The sequence below is a fragment of the Couchioplanes azureus genome (genome assembly GCF_014648355.1).
Lineage (GTDB): Bacteria > Actinomycetota > Actinomycetes > Mycobacteriales > Micromonosporaceae > Actinoplanes > Actinoplanes azureus.
Genome location: NZ_BMQY01000011.1, coordinates 29475 through 41795 on the forward strand (window position 1 = coordinate 29475; position 12321 = coordinate 41795).

The following is a 12321-nucleotide window of genomic DNA, read 5'->3' on the forward strand; positions in this document are numbered from 1 at the left end:
TCAGACCAGGGCGGTCCGCCGCACCAGCCGGCCGGCGAACGGGACGACGCCGAGGCAGGTGGCGCCGACGGCGGTGAGCACGACGCCCGTACCGCCGGAGGAACCGTCCCCGGCGCTGAGCGCGCCCACCGCCGCGAAGGCGCTCACCCAGATGCCCGTGCCCAGCGCCGACCAGCCGGCGAACCGGCCGAACGGCATCCGCACGGTTCCCGCGACGATCGGCACCACCGCATGGATGACCGCGACGAAGCGCACGGCCACCAACGCGGCCGCGCCCCGGTCCCGCAGGAAGGCCTCCGCGCGGTCCCACCGCTCGGCGCCGATCCGCCGGCCGAGCCGGGTGTCGCGCAGCCGGGGCCCGAGCAGCCGGCCGACCGCGTACCCGGCGATCTGACCGGCCATCGCGCCGGCCGTACCGGCGGCGACGGCCAGCACGAACCCGCCGAACCCGTGCGGGAGCGACCCGGCCAGCGTCACCACGGACTCGCCGGGCACGAAGAGCCCGAGCAGGAAGGTGGTCTCGACGGCGGTGGACATGGCGGTGACGAGCAGGACCGCCCCGGTGTCGAGGGTGCTGAGCCAGTCGACGAAGGCGGACGCGGCGCTCTGCAGGTCGGCGATCACACCCTCAGCCTGCTCAGCACGCCGCCCCGGCACCATCGGGCCATCCCCCCATACGCCCCTGAGACGGCACCCCTATGTGTCTCGGGCCACTTGTGGGCGCGGTGGACAACCTGCGCGGCGCGGACGGCCACCCTCTGGCGTCCGACGAGAGCTGGAGGAGCAGACGGATGAGACACGCAACGACCGGCGGTCCGGGTCGCCGGCGCCGGGTGGCCCTGGCGGGTGGGTTCGCCGCCGTGCTGGCCGCGGCGGCGGGCATCGCCGCGACGGCGTTCGCCGCGAGCACGACCTCGCCGGCCGGCCACGTCCCGGTGACCGCGCCCGCGGTCGCCACCCCGGCACCGGCCCCCACGAGACCGCCGGGCACCACGAGACGGCCGGGCACCACGACGTCCACGAAGGCCGTGGGCCCGACCGGCAAACCGGGCAAGGCCGGCGAACCGGCCCGGAAGGCCCGCAAGCCGGTGGTCCGGAGCTGGCCGACGCCCGTACGCACCGAGACGCTGACCGCGACCAGGAGGATCAGCGGGTACGTCGACGGCGGCACGGTGCGCTTCGTCGGCGGCGCGGCGCTCGGCGACGGCGGGCAGAGCGAGGGGCAGGACCCGCTGTTCGAGCTGGCCGACGGCGCCACGCTGGCCAACGTCGTCATCGGCACGCCGGCCGCCGACGGGGTGCACTGCCTCGGCAGCTGTACGCTGCGCAACGTGTGGTGGCAGGACGTGGGTGAGGACGCCGCCACCTTCCGGGGGACCTCGCCGCGCCAGACCATGGTCGTGGAGGGCGGCGGCGCCCGGCACGCCGCCGACAAGACGTTCCAGCACAACGGACCCGGCACGATGATCATCAGGGACTTCCGGGCGTCCGACATCGGCAAGCTCTACCGGTCGTGCGGCAACTGCAGGAAGCAGTTCCCCCGGCACGTACGGGTGTCGAACGTGACCGTCACCGCGCCGCTGAAGACCCTCGTGGGCATCAACCCGAACCTCGGTGACACCGCCCGGATCAGCGGCGTCACCGTCTCCGGGGGCGGCGCCGAGACCGTGATCTGCGCCCGCTTCGAAGGCGTCACCCGCGGCGAGCCGAAGCGGGTCGGCACCAAGCCCGACGGCGCCTCGTGCGTAGCCTCCGGGGTCACCCTGAGCTGAGGCCGGCTCAGGAGAAATCGCCGGACACGGTCAGCTGCTCGCCGCCGGCGGTGGTCGCGGTCGCCCGGTACGTGTCGTCGCGGGCGTCGCGGCCACCGTCCTCGTGCCCGTACTTGGCGGCGAACACGTGCGTTCCCCTGCCGAGGGTGGCGCCCGCGGCCAGGGTGAAGCGGAAGGTCACGACGTCCGGCTCCTGGATCACCTGGGTGTCGATCCGGGCCGTGGCCACGTCGTGGACCGCGCCCTGGTCGCTGAAGCCGGGCGTGCGCCTGACCCGTACGGTGATCGTCAGTGCGGTGACCGGTTCGTCCAGCTTGAGGGTGATCTCGCTGCGCGCGGCGTCGCCGCCGGCCCGGACCGACCCGTCGGACCACAGCGGTCCCTGTTCCGTCCGGGAGCGGGGCAGGGAGGGCCGCGTGGGCGCGGAGGTCCCGGCCGCCGGGCCGGCGGGCGCCGTCGTCGCCGGGGTGCGCGGCGGCGTGGTGCCCGGCCTGGGCGCCGCGGACGGTGTGGCGGGGGCGGGGACGGACGGGGCGCCGGCGGACGGCGTCGCGGGTGTGGCGGCGGGCGGGGTGTCGCGGTCCCCGTCGCCGGCCAGTGCCCAGCGGGCCACCCCGCCCAGGCCGAGCACGGCCGCCACCGCCAGCGCGGCGCCCGCCATCCGCACGGCCTGGCGGGGGCGCCGGCCGGCGACCGGCCGGGCGGCCCGCTGCTGCGCGATCCGGTTGAGCATCGCGGTGCGGTCCGGCCGGTGCTCCTCGGCCGAGCGGCCCAGCAGGGTACGCAGCTCCTCGTCCGGCAGGTGGTCGTTCACCGGGCCGCCTCCCAACCGCCGTAGCGCGCCGCCGCCTCGGCCGGGCCGCCGAGCAGTTCCGCCAGTTGCCGTGCGCCGCGCGAGGTCTGGCTCTTCACCGCGCCGACCGAGATGCCCAGCGCCTTCGCGACCTCCCGCTCCGACAGGTCGAACGCATACCGCAGCACCACGCAGGCGCGGCGGCGATGGGGGAGCCGGCTCAGCGCCCGGCGCACGTCCAGCACGGCGGGAACGTCCGGTTCCGGGTCGCGGCGGGTCGCGCCGAGCAGGGTCAGCCCGAGCAGCCCGTGCCGCTCGCGGACCCGGCGGCGCACCCAGTGGCGGGTCAGGTTCGCCACGATCCCGCGGGCGTACGCGGCCGGGTCGTCTGCCGCCGCCACCCGGGACCAGTGCCGCCACACCTCGGTCAGCGCATCGGCGGCCAGGTCGTCGGCGGCCGACGCCTCGCCCGTCATCAGGTACGCGAGGCGGGCCAGCTCGGCGTGGTGGCGCTCGAAGAACGCGTGGAAGGCCGACGCGTCGTCGGACATCCCCACCTCCTGCGGCTCCCGGGGCCGGACGACGGATGCGCCCGGGGCCGGACGACGGATGCGCCGGCCGGCCGCGATGACGGTAGAGGTCCCCGCCGGACCGGGCAACCCGGCGGGGGACCGGGCCGGCCGCCGGTCCGGCGGGGAAGGGGCGGGATGGGACGCGGATCACCCGCCGCCGTGGGCGGCGGGCGCGGGTCGGTCGGGCGACGACCGGGGCGGGGTCACACGCGTTCGCGGGTGCCGAGGCCGGGCTGCGGCCGGCTCGGCCGGGAGGCCCGGGGACGCACCGCGGCGGCCACCGCGACGACGGCGCCGGTCAGGATGATGACGGCGTACAGGGCGTCGGGCATCGCGCCGACCGCCGCGCCGGCGGCGAAGAAGACCAGCAGGGCGGCGAGGGCCCAGGCGGTACGTCCCGTGGTGGTGGTGACGCGGGCCGCGAGGAGCAGCAGCGCCACCCCGGCGATCACGAGGGCGACCACGCCGTCGAGCCGCTCGGTGGTCTCCTTGGCGCCGTGCAGCGGGCTGCCCTCGACCACGAGGTTGGGCACGATCCAGTACCAGGAGAAGGCGAGGATGCCCAGCGTCGAGGCGGCCCGGGCGAGGGGGCGGCGCTGGGCGCGTTCCGGCGCGTTCTCGACGAGGTCGACGACGTTGTACTGGCTGTAGAGCCGCGGCCGGGTGCGCAGCACGAGGGTGGCCAGCGCCGCCATCTCCAGGCCGCCGTAGCCGATCAGGCCGGCCAGCAGCACCGAGCCGTCGGTGAACAGCCGGACGCCGACCGCGGGCCCCTCCGGGATCAGGCCGAACGGGTACGCCATCAGCGGCAGCAGCAGGATCGCGCTGCCCGTCCACGGGCTGAGCACGCGCTCCCGGCTGCCGTCGAGCCACGGCCGCAGCAGGGCCACGATGCCGACGAAGGCCGCCGCGACCACCACCAGCCAGGCGATCCCGGCCAGGACGGCCCCGGCGCCGTCCAGCTTGACGATGATCGGCACGAGCCCGGTGGCGCCGGCCAGGATGCGGAACGCCCGCCCGCCCGGTCCCGCGTCGCGCCCGGTGACGCGTGGCTGCGCGGTGAACATGGTTTCACGCACGGCTTCAACCCTTCTGGAGGAATCGGTGACCTGCCCTCGCCCGCAGGCTGCTCCGGCCGGCTGGAACGGGCGTCGAGGCGGGCTCGACCGCGGGTTGCGGCGGCTGTTCGAGCGGATTTCCAGCCCTCGTCGACGCGCGCCTGTGAGCGTGCACGGGAGATCCGTCACCACCACGGAGGAGTGCAGGCATGCCTATTGCCGCGATCAGGTACGACATCAAGGCGGGTTTCGAGGACGAGATCGCCGCGATCTTCACCGACTACCGGCGTCCGGCCTCCCCGTCGGTGCGCGACGACGACGGCGCCGAGGTGGCGCGCATCATCGGCACCGCGGTGTTCCTCAAGGAGGACACGATGGTGCGCTTCATCGAGTTCGAGGGCGACATCGAGAGCGTGGCGCGGTTCATGGCCGAGCAGCCCGGCGTCCGCGAGTTCGAACGCAAGATCGTTCCCTATCTGTCCAAGCCGCGGGACACGGCCACGCCGGAGGGGTTCGTACGGACGTTCACCGCCAGCGTCATGCGGTGCGTCAGCCACCTCGGTCAGACCCGCCTCAGCACGGCCGGCTGAAGCCGTGCTGGCGCAGGCACTCCAGGTCGCCGTCCTGGTGGGCAGCGGGATCGTGGCGGGTGTGCTCTTCGCCGTCGCGCTGAGCACGCTGCCCGCGCTGATCGCGATGCCACCGGGCCGCTACATCTACGCCCAGAGGCTGCTGGGCCGCAACTGGGACCCGACGATGCCGATCCTCGTGCTCAGCACGATGCTCGCCGACATCGTGCTGGCGGCGATGGCGCCCGGGCCGCGGGGCGCCGGCCCGCTGTACGCCACCGCCGCGGCTCTGCTCGTGGCGGTCTCGGTGGTCTCGCACTTCGCGAACGTCCCCATCAACCGGCAGGTGCGTGCCCTCGACCCGGACCACATGCCGGCCGACTGGGCCGACCCTCGCCCGCTGTGGCGCAGGTGGCACCTGCTGCGGACCTCGTGCGCGATCGGCGCGCTGCTGGTCAACGCCGCGGCGATCGCCGCCGGCTGACCGGTGCCGCCGGCCGGCGATCGCCGGACACGATGACGGGCCCGGCGCCGCCGGGCCCATCATCGTGCGCTCAGCCGTGGTGGTGCCCGGCGGCGATCACCAGGGGCACCCGCGCCTCGGTACCGGGCTCGACGAGCACGAACTGGCCCATCATGCCTTTGTCCTCGTGGCGCAGGATGTGGCAGTGGAACATGTACGGCGAGCTCGGATCGGTGTAGTGGCCGAACTGGACCGCCAGCCGCACCTTCGCCTTCTTCGGCACGAACACCGTGTCCTTCGGGCCGGCCTGGTACGCCGGCGGCGGCGCGCCGTTGACGTCCAGCACGCGGAACGCCACCTCGTGGATGTGGAAGTTGTGCGCGTACGTGGTGTTGTCGATCTCCCAGATCTCCAGGGCACCGGCGGGGACGACCTCGTCGATGCGGTTCATGTCCATGTCCTTGTCGTTGATCTCGGACCCGGACAGGGAGAACGTGCGGACCCGGGCGCCGGCGGGCGGCGCCACGGTGGCGGTGCCGCCGAGCGTCGCGGGGAGCGCGGGGGAGGAGGACAGCCTCGCCGCCGCCACGATCTTCACGAGGCGGAAGTCCTCCTCCTCGATGTCGTTGGCCTTCTGCGAGTCCTCGCCCTTGCTGTCCATGACGACGCTCTCACCGGCGGCGAAGCGGACCACGATCTCGTACCGCTCGCCCGGGCTGATCTTGACCCGGTCGACGGCGACCGGCTTCTCCAGCGGGCCGGCGTCGTTGCCGACCACGTGGAACTGGCGGTCGTCGGCGAAGCCCACCCGGTAGACGCGGGCGTTGGACGCGTTGAGCAGGCGGAACCGGACCAGCTCGGTCCTCACGTCGAGGAACGGGTCGTACGTGCCGTTGACCAGGATGGTGTCGCCGAGCATGCCGAAGGTGCCGCCGTCGACGCGGAAGGTGTCGAGCTGCCCGTCGCCGGAGAACTTCTTGTCCTGGATGATCAGCGGGATGTCGTCCACGCCGTACTCGTCGGGCAGGTCCGGGCCGTTCGGGTCGTCGATGAGGAAGAGGCCGGCCAGCCCGCGGTAGACGTGCATGGCGGTCTTCTCGTGCAGGTGCGGGTGGAACCAGGAGGTCATGCCGGGCTGGTCGATGGTCCACTCGGGCGCCCAGGTGGCGCCCGGCTCGATCATCTGGTGCGGGCCGCCGTCCATCTTGGCGGGCAGGCGCATGCCGTGCCAGTGCAGCGTGCTGGTCTCGGGGAGGCGGTTGGTGACCTTCATCCGCACCTTGTCGCCCCGCGACGCGCGCACCGTCGGCCCGAGGTAGGCGCCGTCGATGCCCCAGGTGTCGGTGGTCTTGCCCGGCAGGAACTCGGAGCGCCCGCCGGGCTGCAGGGTCAGGGCGAAGGTCTTCACGCCGTCCGCGCCGGTCTCGGGCTTGGCCAGCGGCGGGATCCGCAGCCGGTTGGTGAAGGCGGAACCGCCGCCACCGCCGCCACTCTTGGAGGATGCTGACGAACAGGCGCCCAGAACGGCACTCACGCCGCTGAGGGCAGCCAGGGAAAGGACACTTCTGCGCTTCACGGGAGCAATTGTGGCACGGGTGCGTGCGGGGTTCATCAGGTGATTTCCCCTAGGTTCCCCCATCATGCTCCAGATGTATCCGCCGGGCGGTGATCGACTCATGTATCCCCAGGTCAGAGCGGTGTTGGCGGGGGTGGTCGACGCGATGTTCATGGCGCGTACATCTCGGGATGTACCTTTCTGATAATGGTTGCGACCGCGGATGTAGCGGGACGTGAGTCCGCGGCCCGATGCGCCGGACGGCATTGCCGGAGAGAATAACGGAAGTCTTTACTGAAACCCCCGGAAACAGAAGCGTGCGGTGCCGGGCGACCGGCACCGCACGCTTCTGTCGGACAGGGTCAGGAGACCTGGAAGTTGGCCATCATCGCCATGTCCTCGTGCTCGAGGTTGTGGCAGTGCAGCATGAACTTGCCGGTGTAGTCGTCGAAGCGGGTGACGACCCGCACGGTGTTGTTGGGCGTCAGCCGGACGGTGTCCTTCCAGCCGGCGTCCTCCGGCTCGAGGCCGCCGCCGCGCCCGATCACCTGGAACGGGTTGAGGTGCACGTGCACCGGGTGGTGGGTCGAGGAGCGGAACTCCCAGATCTCGAGGGTGCCGAGCCGGGGGTCGGCCATGATGTGGTCGGTCGAGAACATCCGGTCGTTGATGACGTGGACCTCCTTGCCGTCACGGCGGGTGCTGAGCAGGTTGAAGGTCCGCGTCCGTACGGCCCGGGCCGGGTCGAGCCGTTCCACCGTGGAGAGCTGGGCGGGGATCTGCGAGCCGTCCGAGGCGGGGCCGGTCACCCGGAACTGCATGATCTGCTTGGTGGAGCCGTCGCCCAGCGAGTTCGTCATGACCACCTTGGTGCCCGCGGCGTACTTGCTGAAGTCGACGATGACGTCGAAGCGCTCGCCCGGCACCATGTAGATCGACGACATCGGCTGGGGCGCGGCGAGCAGGCCGCCGTCGCTGCCGATCTGGGTGAACGGCTCGCCGTCGCCCGAGGGGTCCGGGCTGAGCGAGACCCGGTAGCGGCGCGAGTTGGAGGCGTTGAGCAGGCGCAGCCGGTACTTCACCTGCTTGACCTCGTGGAACGGCCACGGCACGCCGTTGACCAGGATGACGTCGCCCTGCACGCCGTTCGGGTTGACGGTCAGGCCGGGCTCGTGCAGCGTCGGGTCCGCGGACGGGTAGGTGAACTGGCCGTTCGCGTCGAACGACCGATCCATGATCATCAAGGGGAGCTCGCGGTCGCCGTCCGGCAGCGGCAGCGCATCGTCCACGCCGTCGCGCACGATGTAGAAGCCCGCCAGCCCGCGCCACACCTGCGGGCCGGTGAAGTCCATCCGATGGTCGTGATACCAGAGGGTGGCCGCACGCTGCCGGTTCGGATAGACGTAGTCGCGCGTGCCCTGCCGCACGTCTCCGGACATGGTGGCGCCGTGGCCGGCGTGCCCGCGGTGGCTGGGCGCGACCGGCCAGCCGCCCACCGGCAGGATGAGGTCGGTCGCGTAGCCGTCGCTGTCGGCCGGCGTGTGGCCGCCGTGCAGGTGCGTGACGGTCGGCACCGGGAGCTGGTTGGTGGTGGTGACGACGACCCGGCGGCCGCTGCGCGCCTCGATCGTCGGCCCCGGGAAGCTGCCCTCGTAGCTGAAGACGCGGGTGCTCATCCCGGGCAGGATGGTGAGGTCGGCCTCCCGGGCCGTGACGCTGTAGTAGTCGGTGGTGCCGTCCGTACGGGTCGGGCGCAGCACGGGCGGGAACTTCAACGGCAGCGAGAACTGCGCGGGCAGCGCCGCCTGGTTCGCTATCCGGGTGAAACCGGGATCCGGCGTGGCGTGGACCTTCTTGCCGGGCTGGTCGCGAAACGCGACGAACGGCAGCGCCGCGGCGGCCGCGCCGCCGAGCACACCGCCGATCACCGTTCTTCTGCTGGGTGACATCGAATCCTCCCCTGTATGGACGTGTCGTACGGAAGTCAGGTGGAACGGCGGGCGGGCCCGGGCAGGAAGCGCTGCAGGATCACCGCCACGGCCAGGAAGCAGGTCACGTGGCTGATCAGCGTCAGGGCCATCACCCGGGTGTAGTGCGCCGCGGAGTCCGAGCCCCCGAGCAGGCCGTAGAAGACCGCGCCGACGATCGCCACTCCCAGCGCGGCGCCGACCTGGGTGAGCATCCCGAACACGCCGGAGGCCGAACCGACGTCCGCCTTCGGGACGTCGGTGAGGGTCAGGTTGTAGAGCGGCGGGCTCAGCATGCCCTGGCCCAGGCCGCCCAGGGCGAGGCAGCCGGCGACGACCCAGGTGGGCGCCGGCTCGCCGCGCAGCCCGAGGGTCAGGCCCAGGGTGGCCGTCGCCACCGCCATCACCACCGCCCCGGCCACCAGCATCGGCCGGCCCACCCGGCGGGCGAGCGGCACCGTCGCGCCGGAGGCGACGGCGGCCGCGAGCGCCCAGGCGGCCGTGACGATGCCGATCCGCTCGGGCGCGTACCCGAGCCCGGTCTGCAGGTAGACGACGAACACCAGGAAGAACGACGACACGCCGCCGATCAGCAGGAAGTTGGCCAGGCCGCCCGCGACGAAGCTGCGCCGGCGGAACAGGCTCATCGCGATCAGCGGGTAGCGGCCGCCGCGGGAGCGGCGCAGCTGGCGCCGTACGGTCGCGGCGAGCACCGGGACCGCGAGCGCCATCAGCGCGAAGACCCCGGCGGACCAGCCCAGCTCCGGGCCCTGCACGAGCGGGAAGATCAGCAGCAGCAGGCCGAGCGTGGCCAGGGTCACGCTGCCCATGTCGAGCCGCGGCCGCTGCGGCGAGGCGTCGCCGCGCGGATACCAGCGCAGGACCGCCGCCACGGTGAAGAGGCCGACCGGCAGGTTGAGCAGGAAGATGGTGCGCCAGCCCAGCCCGCCGAGGTCCGCGGCGAGCAGCAGGCCGCCCAGCAGCGGGCCGGAGACCGTGGCCAGGGCGATCACGCCGGCCTGGGCCCCCAGGGCGGCGCCGCGCCGCTTGCCGGCGAACAGCAGCACGATGACGGGCAGCACCTGCGGGGTCAGCGCCGCCGCCGAGGCGCCCTGCCACACCCGGCCGGCGATGAGCACGCCCGGGTCGGTCGCCACGGCGCACAGCGCCGAGGCGGCCGAGAAGCTGAGCGAGCCGAGCAGGATCATGCGGCGCCGGCCGACGGCGTCGCCGAGCCGGCCGAAGGTGATCAGCAGCAGGGCGAACGGCAGCGTGTAGCCGGCGAGCATCCACTGCGTCGCCGCGGCGCCGGCCCCCAGACCCTCCTGGATGGACGGCACCGCGACGCTGATCACCATCATGTCGAACGTGTGCAGGAAACTGCCGGCGAGGACGGCGGACAGCACCAGCCACGGGCGGGCCGGGCCGCCCGTGGCCGGGACTGCGCCGCCCTCGTCGTGCCGGGGCCGTGCGGGTGCGGTCGTCACGGTCACTCCGGCTGGTTCGGCGTGTCGGTGCCGGCCTGGAAGGGCGTCGTCCAGCCCTCGTAGCTCAGGTGCATCACCATGCCGATCGCGGCGTGGTCCAGGTTGTGGCAGTGGTCCATCCAGAGGCCCGGGTTGTCCGCCCGGAACATGACCTCCGCCGTCTCCCCAGGGCGGACCAGCACCGTGTCGAGCCACTGCGGGCTTCCGGACGCGGGCACGCCGTTGCGGGAGAGCATGAGCACGTGGTGGCCGTGCAGGTGCATCGGGTGGTCGAGGAAGCTGCGGTTGACGAACCGCACCTTCACGATGTCGCCCTCGCGGACCACGGTCGGCGGGACGTCCGGGAAGAGCTTGCCGTTGACGGTGAACACCATGTGGAAGCCGCCGTCGAAGAAGCCGAAGTGGTTGTCCAGGACCCATTCGACGGTCTGCGAGGGCTTGGTGTCGCGGCCGAACGGCGTCGGGGCGGGCGTACCGTAGCTGTCGGTGTCGAGCTTCTCGCCCGTGACGTCGGCCGCACGGTCGCCGGCACCGTCCGGGGTGAACAGCACGCCCTTGTCCGGGAAGTTGGTGGCCGCCAGCCGGACCGGTGCGGCCGGCATGGTGAACTCCACGTCGTTGCGGGCGCCGCCGCCCAGCTCCAGCAGCTTGCCGGTGACCTCGCCGGGGCCGTTGACCGCGTTGCCGTCGATGCCCACCAGCCGGAACGGTGTGCCGGTCAGCGCGAACGTCCGCGACAGGCTGTCGGTGTTGATCAGCCGCAGCCGTACCCTGGTGCCCGGCGCGATCGTCGTGCGCTCGAGCCGGTCGCTGCCGTTGATGGTCTGGATCTGGCCCTTGAAGGTGTGCAGCACCACGGGGAGGTCGGTGACCGCCGCCTCGGGGCCCCGGGGCGGATCGACGATGAACGCCCCGTAGAGCCCGGCGCGGACCTGCTCCGAGGAGACCTGGTGCGAGTGGTACCAGTACGAGCCGACGTCCGGCGCCCGGAAGCGGTAGACGTGCCGGCCGCCCGGCGGGACCGCGTCCTGGGTCAGCCCGGGCACGCCGTCCTCGGCGTTGGGCACGTCGACGCCGTGCCAGTGCAGCGACACGCCGGCCTCGACGTCCTGGTTGACGAGCTCCACCTCGACGAGCTCGTTCTGGGTGACCCGCAGCAGCGGCCCCGGCACGGTGCCGTTGTAGGTCCAGCCGTCGACCTTCCCCCCGCCCGGCAGCGTGAGCTGTGCCTTGCGCGCGGTGAGAGTGAACTTCTTGTCGGGCTTGCCGTCGCGGGGCCCGGTGAGCGCGGTGATGGAGCGCCCGCTCGGGGTGTCGTGCGCCACGTGGGTGACGCCGCCGCTGCCGTGCCCGGCCCCGGCCGCCGTGGCCTTTCCGTGGTCGGTCATGTTGTAGCTGCCCGGCAGCTTGCTGGAGGTGGCCGACCAGACGATCCCGAGCACGGTGACCGCGGCGAACGCGGCGACGACGGCGCCGGCCCGCGCGGCGCGGACGCCGAGCGCGGGCCGGGTGCCGGTGGCGATCCACGCCGCGGTGCGGCGCAGCTTGACCACCTGCCACGCGGCGGCGAGCAGGAACAGGCCGTAGTAGAGCGCGATGTCGTCGCCGAGCCCGGGAACCGGCTGCTTGAAGAAGCCCAGCCACAGCGCGAACGCGCCGCCGACGGCGGTGAGCCGCGGTGGCAGGGCGACCTTCAGGTCCGTCAGCGCCGCGCGCCGCGCCGGTGACGGCTGCGTCCCGTCCGCCTCGCGGGCCGCGCGACGCCACCGCAGGACGGCGGGCAGCGTCCACACGTACGTGAGGACGGCCGGGACGATCACCATCGGCAGGGCGAACACCACGTAGTTCGCGCCGAACTCCCAGCCGTACGAGAGGAACAGCGCGATGAGCGCGGCCTTCGCCAGCGCGGGGATGCCCGCGACGAGCAGGAGCACCGCCGTCCCGACACCGCGGGACGCGGTCCTCTTCCGCTCGGTGTGCTGCGTCAGGCGCCCGAGCCACCATGAAGCCCACGCCCAGAGGACGATGAGCGCGACGCCGACCGAGGTGTCGGCGCCCAGCCAGGCCTCGAACATCGGAAACTGT

Annotated in this window: 11 protein-coding genes; 3 read left to right on the forward strand and 8 right to left on the reverse strand. The window is 73.0% G+C overall.

Translation table 11 applies throughout. The annotated features are described in order from the left end of the window. Entirely contained in the window at nt 1-624 is a 624-nt protein-coding gene (locus IEY99_RS29170) for a DedA family protein (RefSeq protein ID WP_189207305.1), read from the reverse strand. Between the two features lie 167 nt (nt 625-791). Between IEY99_RS29170 and IEY99_RS29175 the strand changes: the two genes are divergently transcribed. Next, nucleotides 792-1772, forward strand: a complete 981-nt coding sequence (locus tag IEY99_RS29175) for a pectate lyase (protein WP_189207306.1) — start codon at nt 792-794, stop codon at nt 1770-1772. A 7-nt stretch (nt 1773-1779) separates the two neighbouring features. Here the strand turns inward: IEY99_RS29175 and IEY99_RS29180 are convergent, their stop codons facing one another. From IEY99_RS29180 to IEY99_RS29190, 3 genes are all read right to left on the reverse strand, one after another. Further along, the gene (locus tag IEY99_RS29180; protein WP_189207307.1) at nt 1780-2586 is read right to left on the reverse strand and encodes a hypothetical protein; all 807 of its coding nucleotides are present in this window, start codon (nt 2584-2586) and stop codon (nt 1780-1782) included. Next, the gene (locus IEY99_RS29185; protein WP_189207308.1) at nt 2583-3116 is read right to left on the reverse strand and encodes a SigE family RNA polymerase sigma factor; all 534 of its coding nucleotides are present in this window, start codon (nt 3114-3116) and stop codon (nt 2583-2585) included. The genes IEY99_RS29180 and IEY99_RS29185 overlap by 4 nt, the downstream gene beginning before the upstream one ends. A gap of 224 nt (nt 3117-3340) precedes the next feature. Further along, nucleotides 3341-4216, reverse strand: a complete 876-nt coding sequence (locus tag IEY99_RS29190) for a DUF6410 domain-containing protein (protein WP_189207309.1) — start codon at nt 4214-4216, stop codon at nt 3341-3343. Nucleotides 4217-4404: 188 nt separating this feature from the next. Between IEY99_RS29190 and IEY99_RS29195 the strand changes: the two genes are divergently transcribed. Next, on the forward strand, nt 4405-4785 hold the full coding sequence (locus tag IEY99_RS29195; RefSeq protein WP_189207310.1) for a SchA/CurD-like domain-containing protein: 381 nt from the start codon (nt 4405-4407) through the stop codon (nt 4783-4785). A gap of 4 nt (nt 4786-4789) precedes the next feature. Beyond that, nucleotides 4790-5248 (forward strand): anthrone oxygenase family protein, encoded by a 459-nt coding sequence (locus IEY99_RS29200; RefSeq protein ID WP_229799356.1) that lies wholly within the window; start codon nt 4790-4792, stop codon nt 5246-5248. 70 nt (nt 5249-5318) lie between these two features. Here IEY99_RS29200 and IEY99_RS29205 read toward each other — a convergent pair whose 3' ends face one another. From IEY99_RS29205 to IEY99_RS29220, 4 genes are all read right to left on the reverse strand, one after another. Next, complete coding sequence (locus tag IEY99_RS29205; protein WP_229799357.1) at nt 5319-6761, reverse strand: multicopper oxidase family protein; 1443 nt, start codon at nt 6759-6761, stop codon at nt 5319-5321. 383 nt (nt 6762-7144) lie between these two features. Then, nucleotides 7145-8731 carry a multicopper oxidase family protein gene (locus IEY99_RS29210; protein ID WP_189207312.1) on the reverse strand — a complete coding sequence of 529 codons (1587 nt, stop codon included), beginning with the start codon at nt 8729-8731 and terminating at the stop codon, nt 7145-7147. Between the two features lie 35 nt (nt 8732-8766). Beyond that, entirely contained in the window at nt 8767-10236 is a 1470-nt protein-coding gene (locus IEY99_RS29215) for an MFS transporter (RefSeq protein ID WP_189207313.1), read from the reverse strand. Between the two features lie 2 nt (nt 10237-10238). Then, on the reverse strand, nt 10239-12311 hold the full coding sequence (locus IEY99_RS29220; protein WP_189207314.1) for a multicopper oxidase family protein: 2073 nt from the start codon (nt 12309-12311) through the stop codon (nt 10239-10241). Nucleotides 12312-12321: the final 10 nt, after the last annotated feature.